Origin of the sequence: Flavobacterium sasangense DSM 21067, assembly GCF_000686885.1 — a bacterium.
Taxonomy (GTDB): Bacteria; Bacteroidota; Bacteroidia; order Flavobacteriales; family Flavobacteriaceae; genus Flavobacterium; species Flavobacterium sasangense.
The window spans coordinates 1-22,934 of sequence record NZ_JMLU01000035.1 but is presented as its reverse complement, the minus strand read 5'-3'; the positions used below and the strand labels follow the sequence as shown (position 1 = coordinate 22,934).

Below are 22,934 nucleotides of genomic sequence, written 5' to 3'. Positions count from 1 at the left end.
TGAGGATTTTTCTAATTGAAGTGATAATATAAAATAGTTGTTAGAAGGAATTGTCTCCTTGAGGGGACTTTAGGGGAGTGGTGGTTGTGATTTAAACGCAAAGTTCGCAAGGTTTTTTCGCAAAGTGCGCTAAGTTTTTTTACTATGTCTGTTTACTATTGCTTTGGGTACAGGGCTTCGCGGATTTTTTTAAATGGATGGTGTTGAGAGAGGTGGAAAGAGGCGCTGCGCTTTGTTTTGGGTTTGAAGTTTCAGGTTTGAAGTTTTGGGTTTGAAGTTTTGGGTTTGAAGTTTCAAGTTTTGGGGTTTTGGGTTTTGAATTTGTATGGAATAAATGAATAGTTTAGTGTTTTTTAGTGGGTGTTGGCAAATTAGGAGTGTGCTTGACAATTAGATAAAATAAAAAAAGACCGAAGTGATTCGGTCTTTTTTTATATGGGGGTTTTGGTATTATTGGATTAGTTCGAAAGAAACTCTTCTTGCTAATTGGCGTCCTGTTTTACTGGTGTTGTCGATTGTTGTGTCGATACCTACGCCTATAATTTCGACGCGGTTTTCGCTGATTCCAGATTTTACAATGAAATTTTTGATATTTTCGGCTCTTTTTCTAGCTAATTCCTTGTTCAATTGTTCGTCACCTGTTGTATCAGCATATCCTTTAGCTTTTACTTTTGCTTCTGGATGGTTTTTCAAGAAGTTGATGATGTAGTATAAATTGTTGGCTGATGCTGTATTTGGTGTTTCTTTGTTTGTGTCGAAGAAAATATTTACCATTCCTTGTTTTACTAAATAGGTAAATGAGGCTTCTTCGTTGTCATAAGTGGATAAGCCTCGATTTCCATTTTTAGGTTCCAATTCGTCAGGAACTCCATTTTTGTTTACATCGATAGCTCTTCCTTTTGTGTCAACAGTTACTCCACCTATAGTGTTTTGTTCGGCATCTAAATAATCTACTACACCGTCTCTGTCTGTATCTTGAAGCATTACTTCAATTTCTTCGATTTTATTTTTTAATTCGTTTTGAAGTGCTTCTACTTTTTGTTCGTTTTCATTTTTCAATACTTTCCAGTCGCCATGAATTTTGTCTTCTCCTAGGGTATAAGAAAGTCCAAATGCTAAATTGGTTGTTTTTCCGTATAAATCAGGTGTATTGGCAACGGTACCGTCCCAGTTCATGTGTTGTCTGTAATTGAAATATACACTTAGGTCTACAAAGAGTGCAAGTTTTGGTGCAATTCTGTATTGTGGTGTAATTCCAGCTACGAATCCGCCATGGTATTCTGTTTTGTCGTAGTAGCCATTGGGTACTATTCCAAAGGTATCATCCAATTTGTTTTTTGTTTTTGAAGTTAGGCTTCCTACTTGAATTCCAGCGTGTGCTAATAATCCGAATCTGCTATCTTGTTTGAAGTCTAATATTTTTGCTGCGTTTATTACTCCTTGGAAAGCGAAAGTGAATTGGTTGCTCTCGTAAGGTAGGCTATTTTTATCGCTTTCTGTGAATTTAGCATAGGCAAGGCTGGCTTTGAAACCAAATTTTGGCGTTAGCATGTATCGCATTCCTAAATCGAAGTTGTTGATAGTAAAATGACTTAAAACATGCTTTTTGTCACCAGCGCTAAAACCTGTGCCATAAGGATAATTTCCATCAGCGAATCCTGTCATGGCTTCAATAGTTAACCTGTTGTAAGTGTTGGTTGAATCAATTGTTGTTTTTTTATCCGTTTCTTGAGCGTTTCCTAGGAAAACAAAGAAGCAACTTACTAAAAGTAGTATTCTTTTCATTTTTTTAAAATTTTGGTGCAAAAGTAATGCAAAATTTAAGTTTTACAATCGTTTTTTGAAATGATAATTTTTAGTTCATTTAGCAAGCGAAAAAGAGAAATATAGTTGGGTTATTTTTATGGTTGCGTTGTTTTTTGATTCCGTAATCGATGTTCCATTTGTTAGTATTGTTCTTTTTGGGGTTTGGGGTTGATTGGGTTTTTATTACATTTTAGGATTTCTATTTGGTATGTATGGTATGTAATTATATTGTAATCTTCTTGTTACAATATTTTAAATTGTCGTATTTAATCTAAAAGAATGCTAAATAAATTTGTACTTTTGCACCCATTGTTACGAGTGTTTTAGTTTTTATGACATTATTTTAATGTTTACAAAATACTACTCCCTTTTTATAATCTACTCCATTTAGGGTATGGATTGAAAAGTTAGGAAATAAAAAACCATTTCAGTAGTTTTTGCTACGCTATTCAAAATTAAAAAAATACTAATTTCTTTTTAAAATTACTCGAATTGACGGAAGTGGAGCTGTTTTTTTAAAACACAGATTGAAAGTGATACAAAAAATTATTAATAAATGAATTATACCCATAATGGGGTGCTTTTAAATAAATACAAGTGAGTGATAAAATTGTAATTATTGGTTTAGGTTATGTTGGTTTGCCTTTGGCTCGATTGTTTGCCACAAAGTTTCCTGTTGTTGGATTTGATATTAATGAAAAGCGAATTCAAGAATTAAATAGTGGCGTTGATGCCACCTTAGAAGTATCTACGGATTTACTAAAATCGGTTTTGGTTGCTAAACCTTCTGATGAAAAAGGCTTGTATTGTTCTAATCAGCTTGAGGATATTGCCCATTCCAATTATTATATTATTACTGTACCAACCCCTGTTGATAAACATAATAAACCGGATTTAACACCTCTTTACAAAGCCAGCGAAACGGTTGGTAAAGTATTAAAGAAAGGGGATATTGTGATTTATGAATCAACAGTGTATCCAGGAGCTACTGAAGAAGAGTGTATACCGGTATTGGAAAAAGTTTCTGGACTGAAATTTAATCAAGATTTTTTTGCAGGGTATTCACCAGAGCGCATTAATCCTGGAGATAAAGAGCATACGGTAGAAAAAATTTTGAAAGTAACTTCTGGTTCTACACCTGAAATAGGAAATAAAGTCAATGCATTATATCAATCTATTATTACTGCTGGAACGCATTTGGCACCTACCATCAAAGTGGCGGAAGCGGCTAAGGTAATTGAAAATTCGCAACGTGATATTAACATTGCGTTTGTGAATGAATTGGCTAAGATTTTCAATTTGTTAGACATTGATACCCATGCCGTTTTGGAAGCTGCGGGTACCAAATGGAATTTCTTACCTTTCAAACCCGGATTGGTGGGAGGTCATTGTATTGGAGTTGACCCCTATTATTTGGCACAAAAGGCTCAAGAAGTGGGGTATCATCCTGAGATTATTTTAGCAGGAAGACGATTGAATGATAGCATGGGGGAGTATGTGGCGACACAAGTCATAAAAACCATGATAAAAAACGATATTAAAGTTAATGGGGCAAAAATTTTAGTATTGGGAATTACCTTTAAAGAAAACTGTCCAGATGTACGCAATACGAAAGTGGTGGATGTGATTCGCGCTTTAGAAAGTTATAGTACAGAGGTTACGGTTTACGATCCTTGGGCAAATCCTGAAGAAGTTAAGCATGAATATGGAATATCTTGTTTGTCTGCCATTTCAACAGGTGCAAAATACGATGCCATCATGTTGGCTGTGGCTCATCATGAATTTCAGGTGCTGGATTTAGACACACTGAAAAAGGACAATGCTGTAGTGTATGATGTGAAGGGGATATTAGTGAGTGATGTAAATGGTAAATTATAAAGAACTTATTTATAATTGTTTAAACAAATGTTTAAATTTTATTTATTGTTGAAAGCATAGATAATTTTTTTAAATATTGAATTAAGTTTATAGTTATAACAAGTTTAAATTGTTTTTACCGGAATTATAATAAAACAATATGTTTAAGTGAGAATTATATTTTTTTCAATAAATTTTAAATAAAATAAACATTTTATTCGTTTCATTCAATAATTTACAGATGAAATTCTACATATTTAAGCATTCAAAATTTAAAAGCTTATCATATTACGTGATAGCATCAGTCTTGACAACTATAATTGGATTGCTTATAAATCCTTTATTATCCATTGGTTTGAATCATAATGATTTTGCAATTATAGGCTATTTCACTTCATTTGGTTCGATATTGTCACCAATAATAGCATTTTCATTTAATAGTTATTACGCTAGAAATTATTTTTTGGAAGATGTGAATCAACGGGAAAAAACATTACAAACATTATTAACACTCTTCTTTTTTTTTGGATTAATAGTGTTTTTTGTGTTCTACACAAGTTATTATTTTTATTATAAATTTAATGTTACTTCCTTCCCTTTTTTTCCATTTGCATTATTAAGTTTTTTACCTTCTTATTTTGCGTCTTTTTATAATATTTATTTATTAGATTTAAGAATGGAAAACAAAGCAAAACGATATGCTTTAGTGACTGTTTTGAATTCTGTATTGGGTGCTTTCCTATCAATTTTATTAGTTTATGTACTGAATTATGGTGCGGTAGGGAGGTTAATTGCAATACTTGTGGTAGGAATACTTTTTGGATTGTATTCTTTAAAAATGAAAAAATTTCGTTTGTGTTTAGATAAAAAAGTTGTCCAAAAAGCTTTTACTTTTTGTTGGCCTTTGACTATTTCAGCTATTTTATCTTTTTTCTTCATTGGGATTGATAGAACTTTTTTAGAAAAATTAAATGATAATCACAACTTAGGATTATATAATGTAGGCTTGCAAATATCAGGATATGTAGGTATATTCGGTACTATTTTACTTCAAACATTTGATCCAGATTTGTATAAATACACATCTTTGAATAATCATAAAAAAGTTTTTTTTTTAACAATTTTAATAATCGGTCTAAGTTTTATTCCTAATGTTATCTTTATTATTTTATCTGAACCATTGATATCGTTTTTGACTTACGGAAAATATACAGATGCTGCTGGTTTTGCCAACATATTATGTTTGAAAAATGTGTCGACTACTTTTGCATTTGTTATGTCAGGTATATTAATTGGCTATGGACATCCTCGTTATGAATTGATTAATCGCATTTTGGGTTCTGTCTTGGCCTTGTTAATGTATAAGTATTTTATTGAAAAATGGGGTTTTTATGGTGCAGCATGGGGACAATCCTTATCGTGGATTGGAATGGGTATTATTAGTTTGATATGTTTGGTAATCGTTAAGAATAAAAAGTATGGTGATGCTTAGTATTATTGTTCCTGTATATAATGTTGAGATATATTTGTCTAAATGTCTCGATTCTATATTAAATCAAACATTTTCAGATTTTGAGTTGATTTTGGTGAACGATGGTTCAACGGACTCTTCCCGTGATATATGTTCTAGATATCTTCAAAAAGATTCCAGAATTATTTTATTGGATAAGGAAAACGGGGGTTTGAGTTCTGCAAGAAATTATGGATTGTCTGTTGCGAGTGGTAAATATATTGCATTTGTTGATAGTGATGACTGGATTGATTTAGAGATGTACGAGTCTATGATAAACTCATTAGAAGAAACAGATACTGATATTATTGTATGCGGTCACAAAGTTGTAAATTTTGATGGTACAATAATAGATGTAATTAACACAACTAAAGAATCTGTTATATATACTGGTTTAGAAGCTACAAAATTAATTTTAAAAGACGAAAAGATATTTAGTTTTGCTTGGGATAAAATATATCGAAGAAAATTATTTAAAAATATTACATACCCCATAGGAAGAATTTACGAAGATACAGCAACAACTTATAAATTATTTAATAAAGCTAATAAGGTATTTCACTTAAACAAAGCATATTATTATTATGTACGCAGAAATGATAGTATTTGCCATATACCAGGTAAAGAAATTTTAAGAATGCAACATAATTTTTTATCTTTTTATGAAAGGTATCAGTTTGTTATGAATCATAATGAATACCAAGATATTTCGGATAATTGTAAAGAAAAAGTTTTAAAAATGGGTTTCAATTTAATTCATTATCATATTAGAACTCCAAAAATAGTTGATGAAGAATTTATTCAAGATTTATTTAATAAATTAAAAGAAGTTAAATTAGATAATAATTCATTTATTTCTAAAAAATATCGAATAGAACATTTTTTATTATCAAATTCTCAAATTCTTTATTATAAATTTTTGCAATTGTTTTTTTATTTCAAATAAGATGAAACTAACTTTTTTCACCAATTTTATTAATCATCACCAAGTTCCTGTAGCAGACGAATTGTATAAACTATTAGGTAAAGATTATACATTTGTGGCGACCATTCCTATGCCTCAGGAGTTTACAGATAATGGGTACCCTGATTTTTCAGATAAACCATATTTGTTAAAAGCTTATGAGAATAATGTTAATTTTCAAAAAGCATTAGAGCTAGGCTTAAGTTCTGACGTTGTAATTATAGGTTCAGCATCCAATGATTTTATAAAAAAACGCTTACAGCTTAATAAAATTACATTTAGATATAGTGAAAGATTTTTAAAAAAAAGGTTTATAGGTCGTGGTTGGTATTATTTATTTAAAAACCATACACTATACAGAAATAAAAATATGTATATGCTTTGTGCAAGTGCCTATACAGCTAACGATGCACACAAAATTTTGGCATATCCAGATAAATGTTATAAATGGGGGTATTTTACCACAGTAAATAAAATAGATATTGATACAATTATCAGCCATAAACAAAATACATCTTTTAAAATAATTTGGGTGGCTCGTATTATTGCATTGAAACATCCAGAAATGGTTATTGAACTTGCAAAAGAATTAAAAAAGAAAGGCTATCAATTTGAAATCGAAATGATAGGTGATGGTGTTTTAAAAGATGTTATTCAAAAAGAAATAGATTTAAATGATTTAAGGCAATATGTAACTTTACCAGGATCTTTACCTAATGAGCAAGTAGTAAAAAAGATGCAAGAATCTAATGCGTTTCTTTTTACGAGTGATAGAAATGAAGGTTGGGGTGCTGTATTAAATGAGGCAATGAGTAATGGTTGTACGGCTGTTGCATCTAATATGATAGGCAGTGTACCATTTTTAATTGAGAATAATATAAACGGTTTAATTTTTAAATCAGGTGATCTTTATAGTTTGATTAATCAAGTTGAAAAACTAATTTTAAATAGAGATTTTTGTAACAACCTAGCCAAGAATGCATATATGTCTATGGATGAGGTTTGGTCTCCTAAAAATGCCGCTAGTAATTTTATTAAACTAGCTCAATCTTTTATAGATAAAAGTACAATAACAATAGAAATGGGGCCATGTTCTAAAGCTTACCCTGTTAAAAAAAATATTAAATAGATTTTTTATGAAAGTTTTATGGATTGTAAATACAATTTTTCCAGATATAGCGAATGATATAGGGGAAAGTGTTTCAAATTCTGGTGGTTGGATGCTTGGTTTAGCCGATGCATTAACAAATAATTCTGAGATAGAATTGTCTATTGCTACAGTTTATAAAGGAGAATATTTAGAAAAAAGTATAAATAATAAAAATTATATCTTAATTCCCAATAAAGATAAGTCAACAATTAAAAGCTATTGGGAAAAAGTAAAAGAAGAACACCAACCAGATGTGGTACATATTCATGGTACAGAATATAGCCATGGTTTGTTATACATGCAACAAAATGGTGTAGAAAAAGTCGTTTTTTCTATACAAGGTTTAATAAATGTTTGTGAAAAGTATTATTTAGCGGGTATTTCATTTAAAGAGATTATCTCTAATATTACATTTAGAGATATTGTAAGAAGAGATAATTTATACCAAAAAAAAAATAAATTTAAAAAAAGAGGTGAACAAGAACTCGAGTATTTTAAATTAGCCAATCATGTTATTGGGCGTACAGATTGGGATAAAGCGCATGCCTATTTTAATAACAAAAATATAAACTATCATTTTTGTAACGAAATGCTAAGAAATGGTTTTTATACCAGTAAAAAATGGGCTATAGATAATTGTGAGCGACAGACTATTTTTTTGAGCCAAGCGAGTTATCCTTTAAAAGGTTTGCATAAGGTTTTAGATGCTGTAGCTTTGCTAAAAGATGAATTTCCTACTATTAAAATCAAAATTGGGGGACAAAATATTGTTAAAGCGAATACATTAGTAGATAAATTAAGATTAACAGGTTATGGTAATTTAATAAAAAATAAAATCAAAAAACTAAACTTAACTAATAATGTAGAGTTTTTAGGTAATTTACAAGAAGAACAAATGATAACAGAATACCTAAAAGCAAATGTTTTTATTTGTCCTTCTGCCATAGAAAATAGTCCTAATTCATTAGGCGAAGCTCAGTTATTAGGTGTGCCAACTATTGCTGCTTATGTAGGAGGTACACCTAATATGATAGAACATAATAAAACAGGCTTATTGTACCGTTTTGAAGAAACTGAAATGTTAGCAGAAAATATACGTCATATTTTTAGGAATAATAATTTAGCGTTTCAGTTATCTGGAAATGCAATAGAAGCTGCTGGTTTAAGGCATAATAAACTAATAAATTTGAAAAGCACAATAGCAATTTATAACATTATTAATGGATAATATTTATGATTTTATAAAAAAAGAATTTATTCTTTTATTAATACTTTTTATTGTATTTATAAACCCTTTTTTTTATGGAAGTAGGCTAGGACTTTTATTTTCATTATATATTTTTTTAAATTTAAATAGGATTTCTAAAACTATAAATATTTTTGATAAGAATGTTGTTTTGCTTTTTTTATTTGTATTTTTTTATAGTTTAATGGCTTCTTTACGGTTAGATAACCTAAGACAAGATGTTGTTGTTCTGGCTTTAGTATCAGACATTTTAGTACCACCTAGTATTTATATTTTTGGTAGATATATTATATCAAAATATAAGAATTTTAATGTGTTTTTATTTTTGATTTTTTTTATAGGTGTAGCTTATTCTTTTATTCCTATAATTTCTATTATACAACAAATAAATACAACAGGTTTTGAAGGATCGAGAAATTTATATTTGATATGGAATAAAAATGTGGAAATTAGTGCAACTGGTTTAGGCAGCCATTTTATTTTTAATATATCGACAATAGGTTTACTTTATGCACAAAAAAGAAATAGATTAGAAAAAAGAATTAATATACTATTTTTATTTTTGTTTATAGTTTCTTTAATATGTGTACTGAGATTAGGGAGTAGAACACAATTATTATTTGCTCTAATTTCTTTATTGCTCTCTTTTTTATTAAATACAAAAAAACAATCTATTACAAAAAATATGGTTTTTCTATTTACTGTATTTTTAACATTATTTTTTTTGTATAGCAAATTAGATCTAGATTCAGATTATTTAAAATTTTATGCAGATCGTATGGATGATAACGAAGAATACGGTGTTGGTTCAGCAGGAGGACGAACAGATCGATGGGTAGGATCATTAGAGTCTATTATCACAGATCCATTCGGTTGGGAGTTTGATAGGTATGGTCATGCACATAATTTTTGGTTAGACGTAGCACGAGTTTCTGGTATCATTCCTTTGTTTTTCCTTCTTATTTTTACGTTTTCATCTTTTAAAATTTGGATAAATTCTCTCAAAATTTTAAAAGCAAGTAGGTTTATATATACTTATGCTTTTATTATATATATAGTTTTTTTATTGCAATTTTTTGTTGAACCTGTAATGGAGGGTATGTATTTGTTGTTTCTCTTATTTTGTATGTTTATAGGTATGTTAACTGGTTTAAAACCAAAAATAAAATTTAATTAAAAAAAAATAATTTAAGAATATGTATAATCTGTATGAGTTTTATTTTTGTTAATTAAACAAAAGAAGTAATATGTTAAAGTTATTAAAAAAGTGTACAAATAATTAAATGAAAATACTATACTATAGCTGTCTTGTTAGTCAAAATTTATTAGACGAGCTTATAAATCAGTCAAAAGGTGAAAATTTACCAGCACAATCGATTCAGAAATTTCATAGACTATTAGTAACTGGATTAAAGAAGTATTGTAAGGTAAAGTGTATTTCGTCTATACCATTTTCTAATCATAGAATAAATTTAGATAAATATAACCCATCTAAAGACTTAGATTTTCTATACACCAGTAAAAATAACAAAGGAAATTTTGTAAGACAAATTTTAAATTTTCTTATGTCATTTTATTTTACTTTAAAAGAAGAAAATAAAGTAAATAATATTGCCATTTTTGATTATCTAAATTTTTCAGTATCATTAGGAGGATATCTAGCGTGTAAATTAAAAAATATTCCAACAGTTGTTATTGTAACAGATTTTCCAGATTTAATGGTAAATCAATCATCAGTTGGTTTTGTTACTAAGTTAAAATACAAATGGTTAAATTCTTTTAATGGCTATATATTACTTTCAGAATATATGAATGAAATAATTAATAAGAACAATAAACCTTATCTAATAATGGAAGGGTTAGTTGATTCTTCTTATCAAGTTTCAATTCCGCATAATAAAGAAAAAGTAGTATTATATGCAGGAGGTTTATATAGTAAATACGGTATTAATAAACTAGTGGATGCTTTTTTAAAAACAAAAAATGATTATGAATTACATCTGTATGGTAACGGTGATTCTGTGCCTTATATAGAAGAGTTAGCTCAATCTAATCCAAGAATAAAATATTTTGGTATGGTTGCAAATAAGATTATTGTTGATAAAATATCAAAATGCACATTATTAGTTAATCCTAGACCTTCAGATTTAGCTTTATCACGTTATTCTTTTCCATCTAAAAATTTAGAATATATGCTTTCTGGAACTCCATTACTTACAACAAAGTTACCTTCTATACCAATTGATCATTATCCTTATGTTTATTTTTTCGAAGAAGAAACAAAGGTAGGTTTTGAAAATACTTTAAATACAATTTTAAATAAACCTTTAAATGAATTATATGAGAAAGGGGTAATTGCAAATAGTTACGTATTAAAGAATAAATCAAATCTTATTCAAGGTAAAAGAATTTATACGTTTTTAAATACAGTTTATGAAAAATAAAATTGCTTTTATATTAAACTACGCATCACATTATAGGTTGTTTATTTATAAAAAAATTGAACAAGAACTTGATGCTGATTTTTATTTTGGAGATATACCAAATTCAAATATTAAAAATTAGATTATAAGGATTTAACTAATTTTAAAAAAGAATTAGTAACACTTAATTTTAAAACGTTGTTTTGGTATCTAGGAAGTTTACGTATTTTATTTAAGTCTTACAACAAGATTATTATTACAGGTGATCCACAAATTTTATCTAATTGGTTGATTCTTATTATCGGTAAATTATTAGGTAAAAAAGTTTATTTGTGGACACATGGATGGTATGGAAAAGAGAAAGGTATTAAAAAAATTATTAAAAATACAGATCCTTTAAATAACCTAATTGAAGGTTGAAAATTATACAAATAACTAGAATTATTAAAGGATTGATTAAAAATACAAAGAGAGTAAGTAGATGAAAAAAACGTGCTTGTTATATAATTTTGCACAACATTATAGAGCTGCAATATTCTGTCTTTTAGATAAAGAAGGAGGTGTTGATTTCTATTTTGGAGACAAAATGCAGGATGTAAAAAAATTGGACTATTCCTTACTATCTAATTTTAAATATGAATTAAAAAATATCAAGATATTCTCTCCAATCTATTGGCAGAAAGGAGCTGTTTCTCTTTTTTTTAAAAGTTATGACAAATACATTATTTTAGGTGAATATTTTTGTCTTTCAACATGGTTGATTTTGTTACTAAGCAAATTTTCTAATAAAAAAGTATATCTATGGACTCATGGTTGGTATAGTAATGAAGGTTTTTTGAAAAAAATAATTAAAAAGATTTTTTTTAATTTGAGTGACGGTCTTCTTTTATATGGTAATTACGCAAAAAATCTGATGTTAAAAGAGGGGTTTTCTCAAGAAAGACTTCACGTTATTTATAATTCGTTGGATTATGATACGCAATTACAAATAAGGGAAAAATTAAAAACGACTAATATTTATTCAAATTATTTTAAAAATGATTATCCAGTTCTGATTTTTGTCGGAAGATTAAGTAAAATAAAAAAGCTAGATCAAATAGTAAATGCTTTTCAGCTATTAAAAGAAAAAGATATTTTCGTAAATTTGGTCTTTGTTGGAAAAGGAAGTGAGGAAGAGGACCTTAAAGCAAAATTGGAAACTATAGGAAATAGAAATTATTGGTTTTACGGTGCCTGTTATGACGAAGAAATAATTGGGGAACTAATTTATAATGCCACAATTTGTGTATCGCCTGGGAATGTTGGGCTTACGGCAATGCACGCACTGGTTTACGGTACGCCTGTGATAACGCATTCTGATTTTTCTCAACAAATGCCTGAATTTGAAGCTGTCGAAAAGGGGGTTTCTGGAGATTTTTTTATCATGGATGATGAAGTTGATTTAGCTAATAAAATTCAAGACTGGTTATCCAAAGTTGAGGACAGGGAAGAAATAAGGACCAATTGTTTTAAGGTTATTGATGAAAAATACAATCCACATTATCAATTGCAAGTCATTAAAGAAATTTTAAAAGGATAATGAAAAATACACTAAGAAAAATTTATCGGAATGTTCGGATGTATTTGGTTCGGTGGCGTTTTAATTTTAAAAATGTCCATAAAACTTTTTATATGGGGAAGGGTTGCCAAGTTTCATCTGATTTAATTGCTGGTGCTTATGTTTTTATTGGAGCTAAATGTGAAATTTATCCAAAAGTTACAATTGGTGACTATACCATGCTTGCCCCAGAAGTAAAAATTATAGGAGGAGACCATAAATATGATGTTGTTGGTCTACCGACTATTTTTTCCGGCAGAGACAAACAACTGGAAACCATTATAGGAAAGGATGTTTGGATTGGAGCAAGAAGCTTAATAATAAGAGGCGTGAAAATAGGAAACGGTGCCATAATTGCCGCAAACTCCGTTGTGACAAAAGATGTTGAACCATATACTATTGTTGGTGGTTCTCCAGCAAAATTTATAAAAAACAGATTTAATAATAATGAGGATGTGGAAATTCATAATAGAATGTTAGCGCAAAAATATTCTGATTTAGGATTCGGTTATCATAACTTATGTAAATAATATAATAATGAAAATAAAAAATAAAACACTCCTAATCACAGGCGGAACAGGATCATTCGGAACAGCGGTTCTTCACCGTTTTTTGCATACAGATCATTTTAAAGAAATTCGTATTTTTTCACGAGATGAAAAAAAACAAGATGATATGAGAAATTTATACAAAACCGATAAAATCAAATATTATATTGGTGATGTTAGAGATTATTCCTCTGTTGAGCCTGCAACTCGTGGTGTAGATTATGTTTTTCATGCTGCGGCTTTGAAGCAAGTTCCATCGTGTGAATTTTTCCCCATGCAAGCGGTAAAAACCAATGTGGAAGGCACACAAAATGTGATTCGTGCGGCAGCTTCAAACGGTGTACAAAAGGTAATTTGTTTATCTACCGATAAAGCGGCGTATCCAATCAACGCTATGGGTATTTCGAAAGCGATGATGGAAAAAGTAGCAGTCGCAGAAGCGCGTAACCTAACCGATACGGTCGTTTGTTTAACACGTTATGGAAATGTGATGGCTTCTCGTGGTTCTGTTATTCCTTTATTTTTAAATCAAATCCAAAAAGGAGAACCAATTACGATTACGGATCCTAATATGTCGCGCTTTTTCATGTCGTTAGAAGATGCTGTGGATTTGGTATTATTTGCTTTCGAAAATGCCAATCCGGGTGATTTATTTGTGAACAAAGCCCCTGCGGGTTCGATTGGTGATTTAGCGAAAGCACTAATTGAATTGACAGGTAAAGAAGTTCCGATAAGAATAATTGGAACACGCCATGGCGAAAAATTATACGAAACGCTTTGTACTCGCGAAGAAATGATGAAAGCAGAAGATATGGGCGATTTCTATAGAATTCCTGCCGATAACCGAAACCTGAATTATGCAAAGTATTTCTCAGAAGGTGATCAAGATGTATCAAAAATAGAAGATTATCACTCACACAACACCGAACAACAGGGTGTGGAAGGATTAAAAAGCTTAATCTCGAAATTGCCATTGATTCGAAAGGAAGTTTTTGGTGAAGATGTGGCTCAAATGCCTGGATGATTTAGTGAATAGTGATTGGTGAATAGTGTTTGGTAGTTTGTTTACTAAGAAATGGTTTTAAATAGCAATGTTATGAAAGTGCTTCCGCAAATAATTAAAGGTAATAGTCATGCCGATGACCGAGGTGTTTTGCAATTTAATAATGATTTTAATGCTTTAGAAGTAAAAAGAATTTATACAATTGAAAATAGAGATGCTGCATTTGTTCGTGGTTGGCAAGGACATAAGATTGAGCAACGATGGTTTTCTGCTATTAATGGTTCTTTTAGGATTCAATTGATTGCAATTGACAATTGGGAGCAACCGTCAAAAGATTGTAAGCTTTTTACTTTTATAATAAATGCCGAAAAACTAGATGTTCTTCATGTGCCACAAGGATATGTAAGCAGTATTCAATCGTTGGAGGAAGGGGCTAAATTATTAGTAATGTCGGATTATTTACTAGGAGAAACAAAGGATGAATACCGTTATGAATCGGATTATTTTGGAAATTAAAAATTAAAAATTAAAAATTAAAAATTAAAGGTATAATTTTATATCTCTTAAAAAAAGATACATGTTAAAAATTGGAATAACGGGACAACAAGGCTTTGTAGGAACCCATTTATATAATACATTAGGATTGCATCCTGAAGAATTTGAGCGTATTGATTTTCAAAGAAGCTTTTTCGAGAATGAAACTCTTTTGGATGCTTTTGTTTCTCAATGTGACGTGATTGTTCATTTGGCGGCTATGAATCGTCACAATGATCCAGCAGTTATTTATGAAACCAATGTTACATTGGTAACTAATTTAATTGCTTCATTGGAACGAACAGCGAGTAAAGCCCATATTATTATGTCCTCTTCGTCTCAAGAAGAAAAAGATAATTTATACGGTAAGTCGAAAAAAGAAGGAAGAGAACTTTTAGCTCAATGGGCTAATCAGGCTAATGCGACCTTCACTGGAATGGTCATTCCAAATGTATTTGGCCCTTTTGGACATCCTTATTACAACTCAGTTGTTGCTACTTTTTCGCATCAAATTGCGAATGGTGAAACCCCTCAAATTCAAGTTGATGGTGATTTAAAGCTTATTTATGTTGGAGAACTGGTTGCTGAAATCCTAGGTAAAATTAGAGCCAGACAAAATGAACCAATATATTTAGTTCCTCATACATCTGAAGCTAAAGTATCAGAACTATTAGTTTTATTACAAGACTATAAAGCAAGTTATCAGGATAAAGGAGCAATACCTGCTATCAAAAATACGTTTGAATTGAATTTGTTCAATACCTTTCGTTGCTATATGGATATTGCTAATCATTTTCCGGTAAAATTTGTAGAGCATACAGACCCGAGAGGTTCTTTTGTAGAAGTGATTCGATTGGGTGTTGGAGGGCAAGTGTCGTTCTCTACGACAGTTCCAGGTATAACAAGAGGGAATCATTATCATACTCGAAAAATTGAACGTTTTGCTGTAATTAAGGGTAAAGCTTTAATTCAATTGCGACGCATCGGTACGGATGAAGTTTTGGATTTTTACTTAGATGGAAACGAACCTTCTTATGTTGATATGCCTATTTGGTACACGCATAATATAAAGAATATTGGTGATGAGGTTTTATATACCAATTTTTGGATTAATGAATTTTACGACCCAAATGACCCGGATACGTATTTTGAAAACGTATAAAAAAATTTAAAGTTTATATAAAAATATAAGATGAAGGCAAAATTAAAAGTAATGACGGTGGTCGGCACCCGTCCGGAGATTATTAGATTATCCAGAGTGATGGCAGCTTTAGATCATTCAGAAGCTATAGAACATATTATTGTTCATACGGGTCAAAATTATGATTATGAATTAAATCAAATTTTCTTTGAGGATTTAGGGATTCGTAAACCAGATTTTTTCCTGAATGCAGCAGGTGCAACAGCTACCGAAACAGTCGGACAAATATTAATCAAAATCGATCCATTATTGGAGAGTGAAAAACCGGACGCTTTTTTAGTTTTAGGAGATACTAACAGTTGCTTATGTGCAATTCCTGCAAAAAAACGACATATTCCTATTTTTCATATGGAAGCAGGGAATCGTTGTTTTGATCAACGAGTTCCAGAAGAAACGAATCGTAAAATTGTAGATCACGTTTCAGATGTAAACTTAACGTATAGCGACATTGCGCGTGAATATTTATTAAGAGAAGGATTGCCAGCAGATAGAATTATCAAAACGGGTTCGCCTATGTTTGAGGTTTTGAATCATTACTTGCCTGAAATAAATGCATCAGATATTTTAAATAAACTGAATCTTGAGGAAAATAAGTTTTTTGTAGTTTCTGCTCACAGAGAAGAAAACATCAATAGTGAAAAAAACTTCAAAGGATTAATGGACAGTTTGAATTTGATTGCTGAAAAATATGGCTATCCAATTATTGTAAGTACACATCCACGTACTCAAAAGATGATTGATAGTAAAAAAATTGAAATGCGACCAGAAGTTCAATTCTTGAAGCCAATGGGATTCAATGATTACAATGCTTTGCAAATGAAATCTTATGCGGTTTTGTCTGATTCAGGAACTATTTCTGAGGAATCATCGATTTTAAATTTTAGAGCCTTAAACATTCGTCAGGCTCATGAACGTCCTGAGGCAATGGAAGAAGCTTCGGTAATGATGGTAGGTTTAAATCCCGAAAGAATTATGCAAGGATTGACTCAATTACAATATCAAAAAAGAGGAATTGAACGTAATTTTAGACCCGTAGCTGATTACTCTATGCCAAATGTGTCGGAGAAAATGGTTCGTATTATTTTGAGCTATACGGATTATGTGAAACGCGTGGTTTGGAGCGAATATAACTAATCATGAAAATACTATTTGTTTCCCAATATTTTTATCCTGAGATTTTTAAAGGAAATGAGTTGGTGTTTGATCTTGTAAAAAGAGGTCATGAGGTAACTGTGTTGACTGCAAAGCCGAATTATCCTAGTGGAAAGTTTTTTGAAGGATATTCTTTTTTTGGTAAAAAAGAGGAAATAATCCAAGGTGCTAGGGTAATTAGAACACCCGTTTATCCAAGAAAGAACGGAAAAGGAATACATTTGATGTTGAATTATCTATCCTTTGTTTTCTTTTCTTATTTTACTTGTTTGTTTAGGGTAAAAGGAAAGTTTGATGTCATTTTTGTGCAACAGTTGTCGCCAGTAACAATGGCTTTGCCAGGTTTGTGGATAAAAAAAAGACGTAACACACCTCTGTATTTATGGGTGTTGGATTTATGGCCTGAAAGTATTTTGGCGGCAAGCAATTTTAAAAACAGCTTCGTTATTAAAGGAATTGAAAATATTGTAAAGAAGATTTATAAAAACTCAGATACTATTTTAATCAGTTCAAAATATTTTGAAAAATCCATACGCGATAAAGTAGTGGATAAAAATAAGAGTATCATTTATTTTCCAAATTGGGCTGAAGATGTTTTTACAAATTTGCCAAAAAAAGAAATTCCGACTCCAGATCTTCCCTTAGGATTTAATATTATGTTCGCGGGGAATGTTGGCGAATCTCAGGATTTTGAGACCATATTGAGTGCGGCAGAATTGACGAAAACTGAAAATATAAATTGGGTTATTATTGGAGATGGCAGAAAAATAGATTGGATAAAGAGTGAAATAAAAGCAAGAAACATTAATAATGTTTATTTGTTGGGAAGATATTCTTTGGAATCGATGCCTTTTTTCTTTAAGAAAGCAGATGTTATGTTGGTTTCATTAAAAGACGAACCGGTTTTTGCGCTTACCGTTCCTGCTAAAGTACAAGCTTATATGGCTTCCGGAAAGATTATTTTAGGGTCTCTTAACGGAGAAGGAAAAGAATTAATTAATGAGAGTAATTGCGGATTTGCTGTTTCAGCTGGGGATTATAAATTATTAGGACAAAAGGCAATTGAATTGAAAAATTTGGAAGAAGAAAAAAAACAAGAAATGCAATATAATTCAATAGTATACTATGAAAAAAACTTTTCAAAGCAGATGTTATTTGATAAGCTGGAGAAATTATTCACTTCTAATACTACAATCAAGTAATGAACGCAATAGTTTATAGTGTCATCATCGTGCTATTGTTAATAATCGAATTGCTCTATTTTAAAATAGCCGACAGGTACAATATCATAGACAAACCAAACAGCCGATCTTCTCACTCGCAAATTACCTTAAGAGGTGGAGGAATTATTTTTCCAATCGCAACGATTGTATCTTTCGCTTTGGGTTATGTTTCACCTTGGGTTACATTAGCCGTTGTTGCCGTGGCAATTGTCAGTTTTATTGATGATATACGCCCATTGCCTACGTTGCCTCGTTTTTCGACTCATTTATTTGCAGTAGTATTGGTATTTTATGATTTGGATTTGTTTGAATTGGAATTTTGGTTACTTCCAGTAATATTAGTGTTTCTAATCGGTTGGATTAACGCTTTCAATTTTATGGATGGAATTAATGGGATTACGGTTTTATATGCACTCGTAGCATTAATAACGTTTACTTATTTGCCAATCCATAAAAAAGAAATTCCTTTGTTACTGACTATGATTGCTTCTTGTTTAGTATTTGGATTTTTTAATGTAAGAACAAAAGCCAAGACTTTTGCAGGAGATGTTGGTAGTATCAGCATGGCTGTTTTATTGGGTTATTTTATGATTAAAACTATCATTAAAACAGAGCAAATAGGCTATTTGTTATTTTTTGCTGTTTATGGAATTGATGCCGTTATCACAATCTTACATCGATTAATAAAAAAAGAAAATATATTAGAGGCGCATCGCTCTCATTTGTACCAATATTTAGCAAACGAATATAAATATTCTCATCTTTTAGTATCGTTTGTTTATGCTGGACTTCAATTGTTAATCAATGTTTTAGTTGTTTATATGGAAACTCATGGGTATTTATCAATAATAAATGCTGCAGTTTTTTTAATCTTGTTGTCATTGATGTACCTTTTAGTTCGAATATTTCTAATTCGTAAAATGATACCAGACAGTAATTAGTTTAATTATTTGTTGAATGATATTTTTCCACAAAATGCTGTTGATATGAAAATGTTAAAAGCAGGAGGTTTTTGGATATACTAATTTAGCTTCTAGTCTAAGTTAAGAATAAAATCTTATTTTTAACATATGAAACGAGAAAGAAAAATCTATGATCTAGCTTTTAAGACAAAAGCAGTCCAATTAAGTAATTAAAGAGATAATATTTCAGAACTGGCAAGAGAACTTGGTATAAAAGTTACCTTACTTTACAAATGGCGAAAAGAATACGAAGAATTTGGCGAAGGCAGTTTTCCTGGAAAAGGAAATCTTAAACTAACACCAGAACAAGAAAAGATTCTCGAATTAGAGAAAAAGTTGAAGATGCAGAACTAGAACGTGATATATTAAAAAAAGCAATCGGCATTTTTTATTCATAAGTTAATATTTTCTTTTAGGTATTCATGAATCTTCGATTTCCAAGAGCGGTCGATGAAATACACGTTCATTAAAAATCATGAATATTTATTTCCGATTGAAAAAATGTGTAAGGTTCTCCAGGTTAGTACCAGTGGATATTATAAATGGAAAAGCAAACCTATTTCCAATAGAATACTCACAAAAAACGAAATAAAGCAAAAAGTAACAACCATTTATTTTACTTCAAAACAGCGTTATGGAAGCCCAAGGATTACCATTGAATTAAACGCATTAGGTTACAAAATTTCAAGAATAACCGTAGCAAAATATATGAAAGAGCTTGGTTTGAGAAGTAAGTTGAGTAAGAAATTTAAAGTCACAACCGACTCAAAACACATTTATTTAGTAGTGGAAAACATACTAGATAGAGACTTTGCAGTTGATCAACCATCAAAAGTTTGGGTGTCAGACATAACTTACATTCAGACCAAAGAAGGGCTTTTATACTTGACAACCATCATTGACTTATACGGCCGAAAAATGATTGGCTGGAGTTTGAGTAATGGGATGAGTACTGAAGAAACATCTCTTGCTGCATGGAAAATGGCCATAAGAAACAGAGGTGTTCAAAAGGGATTAATTTTTCATTCCGATAGAGACATTCAATATGCAAACAATAAATTTGCTAATACAATTAAATCTTATGGTGTCATCAGAAGTATGAGTAGAAAAGGAAACTGTTGGGATAATGCTGTGGCTGAAAGCTTCTTTACATCATTAAAAACTGAATTAAATTACGGCAATAAACTCATAACGAAACAACAAATGGAACTGGAAATTTTTGAATACATAGAAATCTGGTACAACAAAAAAAGAAGGCACAGTGCGCTGAATTACAAAACAATCGAAGAATTTAATAATCAAAACTACATTTATAAAAATGTCGCTTAACTTAAACTGTAATTTTTATTTGCATATCCAGTAATCGGTAATGTGCCAGATGGTGCAACAGTAGTTGGAAATCCTGGGAGAGTAATTAAATAGTTTGGTTAAAAGAAATTTAGTAATGTGAATTTAAAATTTATAGTACCTTTGTTTTGAAAGTCAATTCGTTATGTTTAACGTGTTTTTTAAATGTAAAAATAAAATAGATATAATTGATTTGAAAAAAATGCTAAAATAATATTCATTACAAATGATTATCAAAAGACTTTTTGACTTATTTTTTTCTTTGCTACTTATTATTATACTAAGTCCTATTTTGATATTGGGATATGTTGTGGTAAGTATAGACACTTTGTCTAATGGTCTTTTTACTCAAAAAAGGATAGGGCAATATGGTGTGCCGTTTACCATTTATAAACTAAAAACCATTCGACCCAAAACAACTACAATATCCCCTGTTGGGAAATTATTACGAAAGTCAAAAATAGACGAATTGCCACAATTGTTCAATGTGCTATTTGGTACTATGTCGTTTGTAGGTCCACGTCCTGATATTCCGGGTTATTATGACAAATTAGAGGGAGATTACAGAAAAATATTAGCGTTAAAACCCGGCATTACTTGTGAGGCTAGTATTAAATATGCCGATGAGGAATTGATTTTAGAAAAACAAGAAAATCCATTGCAATATAATGATACGGTTATCTTTCCAGATAAAGTTCAGATGAATCTGACGTATTATCACACCCGAACTTTCTTGGGTGATTTGAATATTTTATTAAAAACGATTCTTGGGAGTTTTTGATACATAAGGTTTTATAGCCATTTTAAGGTAATTTTATTTTTTTAAAAAATACGGAAATCCGTACGGGAATTGTTTTTGTATCCTTATTTTTGCAAAAAATTAAATTCATGTCCACTATTTCAAAAATATGGTTGTTTTCACCCCATATGGGAGGAGCGGAGCTAAAATATGTTCAGGAAGCTTTTGATACGAATTGGGTTGCGCCTATAGGTCCTAATGTTGTTGGATTTGAGCAGGATTTAGAGCATTATTTAGGTGCGTCTGTAGCTGTTGCGGCATTGAGTTCGGGTACTGCGGCTTTGCATTTGGGATTAATTTTATTAGGTGTACAAGCAGGAGATGACGTAATATGTCAGAGTATGACTTTTTCGGCATCGGCTAATCCAATTGCCTATTTGGGAGCCACTCCCGTTTTTGTTGATAGCGAAATGGATACGTGGAATATGTGTCCGATTGCTTTAGAAGAGGCAATAGTAGATAGGATTTCAAAAGGTAAAAAACCCAAAGCTATTATTGTAGTGCATCTTTACGGAATGCCTGCAAAAATGGATGCGATACAAGCTATTGCCACAAAATATGACATTCCAATTTTAGAAGATAGTGCGGAAGCCTTAGGGAGTTCATACAAAAATCAAAAATGTGGCACTTTTGGAGCTATGGGGGTGTTGTCTTTTAATGGGAATAAAATTATCACTACATCGGGTGGAGGTGCATTAGTTACTCACCACAAAGAACAAAAAGAGAAAGCGGTATTTTTAGCTACACAAGCACGTGATAATGCACCTCATTATCAACATTCGGAAATAGGTTATAATTACAGAATGAGTAATATATGTGCCGGAATTGGTCGTGGTCAAATGGAGGTTTTGGATGCGCATGTACAATTACGACGTGCGATGCATGGATTTTATAGTGATTTTTTTAAATCAGTAGCGGGTGTTACTGTGCTTACAGAACCGACTACTGATTATGTATCTAATCATTGGTTGACGGCAATTACTATTGATGAAGCTGTAGTGGGTAAGTCGGTAGAAGAATTGCGATTGGTATTGGAGGCTGCTCAGATTGAGTCTCGTCCTTTGTGGAAGCCCATGCATTTACAGCCGGTGTTTGCTGCTTGTCCTTATTATGGTACAACTGTAGCGAGTGATTTGTTTGCTCAGGGGTTGTGTTTGCCTTCGGGTTCTAATCTTACTGATGCGGATCGTGCTCGTATTTTGCAGGTGTTGGTTTCTTTTTTTGAGTTTTCTGTTTAGGAGTTGTGCTTTTTTGAGATTGGGATGTGGATGATGCTGATTTAGCTGATGGTAGCGGATTTTTACACAGAGTTGCACGGAGGTTTTTTGTAAGTGGATTGTGTTGAGAGAGATGCACAGAGTCCGAAGCTTCGGACGTTTCACTTATTTGATTTAAAAGAATTGAGGTGAAAAGTTCTTAGAAGTGATTGTCCCCTTGAGGGGACTTTAGGGGTGTAGTGGTTGTGATTTAAACGCAAAGCGCGCAAGGTTTTTTTGCAAAGCGCGCAAATGCGTTTCACTTTTTTGAGATTGGGACGCGGATGATGCTGATTTAGCTGATGGTTGCGGATTTTTACACAGAGTTGCACGGAGGTTTTTTGTAAGTGGATTGT

The 22,934-nt window shown here is 31.2% G+C and carries 17 protein-coding genes and 2 pseudogenes; 18 read left to right on the top strand and 1 reads right to left on the bottom strand.

All coding sequences use genetic code 11. From position 1 onward, the window contains the following. Positions 1-450: 450 nt before the first annotated feature. Complete coding sequence (locus BP92_RS0112490) at positions 451-1,785, bottom strand: OmpA family protein (protein WP_026726360.1); 1,335 nt, start codon at positions 1,783-1,785, stop codon at positions 451-453. 618 nt (positions 1,786-2,403) lie between these two features. On the opposite strand from BP92_RS0112490, the gene BP92_RS0112485 reads away from it, so the two are divergent. The 18 genes and pseudogenes from BP92_RS0112485 to BP92_RS0112390 all read left to right on the top strand — a co-directional run bounded on the left by BP92_RS0112485 (position 2,404) and on the right by BP92_RS0112390 (position 22,560). After that, positions 2,404-3,684 (top strand): nucleotide sugar dehydrogenase, encoded by a 1,281-nt coding sequence (locus tag BP92_RS0112485; protein ID WP_026726359.1) that lies wholly within the window; start codon positions 2,404-2,406, stop codon positions 3,682-3,684. A gap of 220 nt (positions 3,685-3,904) precedes the next feature. Further along, the gene (locus tag BP92_RS0112480; RefSeq protein WP_084329766.1) at positions 3,905-5,155 is read left to right on the top strand and encodes a lipopolysaccharide biosynthesis protein; all 1,251 of its coding nucleotides are present in this window, start codon (positions 3,905-3,907) and stop codon (positions 5,153-5,155) included. Then, positions 5,148-6,119 carry a glycosyltransferase gene (locus BP92_RS16315; protein WP_160169129.1) on the top strand — a complete coding sequence of 324 codons (972 nt, stop codon included), beginning with the start codon at positions 5,148-5,150 and terminating at the stop codon, positions 6,117-6,119. Before BP92_RS0112480 ends, BP92_RS16315 begins: the two co-directional genes overlap by 8 nt. A 1-nt stretch (position 6,120) precedes the next feature. Next, positions 6,121-7,266: a glycosyltransferase gene (locus BP92_RS16310; protein WP_051604476.1), complete on the top strand. Its 1,146-nt coding sequence runs from the start codon at positions 6,121-6,123 to the stop codon at positions 7,264-7,266. 7 nt (positions 7,267-7,273) lie between these two features. Continuing rightward, positions 7,274-8,515 (top strand): glycosyltransferase family 4 protein, encoded by a 1,242-nt coding sequence (locus BP92_RS16305; RefSeq protein ID WP_051604475.1) that lies wholly within the window; start codon positions 7,274-7,276, stop codon positions 8,513-8,515. Continuing rightward, the gene (locus BP92_RS0112460) at positions 8,508-9,710 is read left to right on the top strand and encodes an O-antigen ligase family protein (protein WP_026726357.1); all 1,203 of its coding nucleotides are present in this window, start codon (positions 8,508-8,510) and stop codon (positions 9,708-9,710) included. The genes BP92_RS16305 and BP92_RS0112460 overlap by 8 nt, the downstream gene beginning before the upstream one ends. Positions 9,711-9,816: 106 nt before the next feature. Next, a complete protein-coding gene (locus BP92_RS16300) occupies positions 9,817-10,977 on the top strand; it encodes a glycosyltransferase (RefSeq protein ID WP_084329764.1) in 1,161 nt (386 codons plus the stop codon). Between the two features lie 460 nt (positions 10,978-11,437). Next, on the top strand, positions 11,438-12,535 hold the full coding sequence (locus tag BP92_RS0112440; protein ID WP_026726355.1) for a glycosyltransferase family 4 protein: 1,098 nt from the start codon (positions 11,438-11,440) through the stop codon (positions 12,533-12,535). A 290-nt stretch (positions 12,536-12,825) separates the two neighbouring features. Further along, positions 12,826-13,005: pseudogene (locus BP92_RS17500) on the top strand (DapH/DapD/GlmU-related protein); the annotation flags it as partial. Positions 13,006-13,090: 85 nt separating this feature from the next. Then, on the top strand, positions 13,091-14,125 hold the full coding sequence (locus BP92_RS0112430) for a polysaccharide biosynthesis protein (RefSeq protein ID WP_026726353.1): 1,035 nt from the start codon (positions 13,091-13,093) through the stop codon (positions 14,123-14,125). A 72-nt stretch (positions 14,126-14,197) separates the two neighbouring features. Next, positions 14,198-14,620, top strand: coding sequence for a WxcM-like domain-containing protein (locus BP92_RS0112425; RefSeq protein ID WP_026726352.1), 423 nt, complete (start codon positions 14,198-14,200; stop codon positions 14,618-14,620). A 61-nt stretch (positions 14,621-14,681) separates the two neighbouring features. Continuing rightward, positions 14,682-15,800, top strand: a complete 1,119-nt coding sequence (locus tag BP92_RS0112420; protein ID WP_026726351.1) for a polysaccharide biosynthesis C-terminal domain-containing protein — start codon at positions 14,682-14,684, stop codon at positions 15,798-15,800. 30 nt (positions 15,801-15,830) lie between these two features. Continuing rightward, positions 15,831-16,973 carry a non-hydrolyzing UDP-N-acetylglucosamine 2-epimerase gene (wecB, locus tag BP92_RS0112415; protein ID WP_026726350.1) on the top strand — a complete coding sequence of 381 codons (1,143 nt, stop codon included), beginning with the start codon at positions 15,831-15,833 and terminating at the stop codon, positions 16,971-16,973. Positions 16,974-16,975: 2 nt separating this feature from the next. Beyond that, positions 16,976-18,193: a glycosyltransferase family 4 protein gene (locus BP92_RS0112410; RefSeq protein WP_026726349.1), complete on the top strand. Its 1,218-nt coding sequence runs from the start codon at positions 16,976-16,978 to the stop codon at positions 18,191-18,193. Then, positions 18,193-19,155 carry an MraY family glycosyltransferase gene (locus BP92_RS0112405; protein WP_245598384.1) on the top strand — a complete coding sequence of 321 codons (963 nt, stop codon included), beginning with the start codon at positions 18,193-18,195 and terminating at the stop codon, positions 19,153-19,155. Before BP92_RS0112410 ends, BP92_RS0112405 begins: the two co-directional genes overlap by 1 nt. Before the next feature lie 129 nt (positions 19,156-19,284). Further along, a pseudogene (locus tag BP92_RS0112400) lies at positions 19,285-20,505 on the top strand (IS3 family transposase). Positions 20,506-20,749: 244 nt separating this feature from the next. Further along, the gene (locus BP92_RS0112395; protein WP_026726346.1) at positions 20,750-21,304 is read left to right on the top strand and encodes a sugar transferase; all 555 of its coding nucleotides are present in this window, start codon (positions 20,750-20,752) and stop codon (positions 21,302-21,304) included. A 107-nt stretch (positions 21,305-21,411) separates the two neighbouring features. Further along, positions 21,412-22,560: a DegT/DnrJ/EryC1/StrS family aminotransferase gene (locus BP92_RS0112390; protein ID WP_084329762.1), complete on the top strand. Its 1,149-nt coding sequence runs from the start codon at positions 21,412-21,414 to the stop codon at positions 22,558-22,560. Positions 22,561-22,934 lie beyond the last annotated feature (374 nt).

Excerpts from the sequence above, each read along its gene's own strand:
- BP92_RS0112490 (WP_026726360.1), bottom strand. The coding sequence starts at position 1,785 with ATGAAAAGAATACTACTTTTAGTAAGTTGCTTCTTTGTTTTCCTAGGA.
- BP92_RS0112480 (WP_084329766.1), top strand. The coding sequence starts at position 3,905 with ATGAAATTCTACATATTTAAGCATTCAAAATTTAAAAGCTTATCATAT.
- BP92_RS16315 (WP_160169129.1), top strand. The coding sequence starts at position 5,148 with ATGCTTAGTATTATTGTTCCTGTATATAATGTTGAGATATATTTGTCT.
- BP92_RS16310 (WP_051604476.1), top strand. The coding sequence starts at position 6,121 with ATGAAACTAACTTTTTTCACCAATTTTATTAATCATCACCAAGTTCCT.
- BP92_RS16305 (WP_051604475.1), top strand. The coding sequence starts at position 7,274 with ATGAAAGTTTTATGGATTGTAAATACAATTTTTCCAGATATAGCGAAT.
- BP92_RS0112460 (WP_026726357.1), top strand. The coding sequence starts at position 8,508 with ATGGATAATATTTATGATTTTATAAAAAAAGAATTTATTCTTTTATTA.
- BP92_RS16300 (WP_084329764.1), top strand. The coding sequence starts at position 9,817 with ATGAAAATACTATACTATAGCTGTCTTGTTAGTCAAAATTTATTAGAC.
- BP92_RS0112440 (WP_026726355.1), top strand. The coding sequence starts at position 11,438 with ATGAAAAAAACGTGCTTGTTATATAATTTTGCACAACATTATAGAGCT.
- BP92_RS0112430 (WP_026726353.1), top strand. The coding sequence starts at position 13,091 with ATGAAAATAAAAAATAAAACACTCCTAATCACAGGCGGAACAGGATCA.
- BP92_RS0112425 (WP_026726352.1), top strand. The coding sequence starts at position 14,198 with ATGAAAGTGCTTCCGCAAATAATTAAAGGTAATAGTCATGCCGATGAC.
- BP92_RS0112420 (WP_026726351.1), top strand. The coding sequence starts at position 14,682 with ATGTTAAAAATTGGAATAACGGGACAACAAGGCTTTGTAGGAACCCAT.
- wecB (WP_026726350.1), top strand. The coding sequence starts at position 15,831 with ATGAAGGCAAAATTAAAAGTAATGACGGTGGTCGGCACCCGTCCGGAG.
- BP92_RS0112410 (WP_026726349.1), top strand. The coding sequence starts at position 16,976 with ATGAAAATACTATTTGTTTCCCAATATTTTTATCCTGAGATTTTTAAA.
- BP92_RS0112405 (WP_245598384.1), top strand. The coding sequence starts at position 18,193 with ATGAACGCAATAGTTTATAGTGTCATCATCGTGCTATTGTTAATAATC.
- BP92_RS0112395 (WP_026726346.1), top strand. The coding sequence starts at position 20,750 with ATGATTATCAAAAGACTTTTTGACTTATTTTTTTCTTTGCTACTTATT.
- BP92_RS0112390 (WP_084329762.1), top strand. The coding sequence starts at position 21,412 with ATGTCCACTATTTCAAAAATATGGTTGTTTTCACCCCATATGGGAGGA.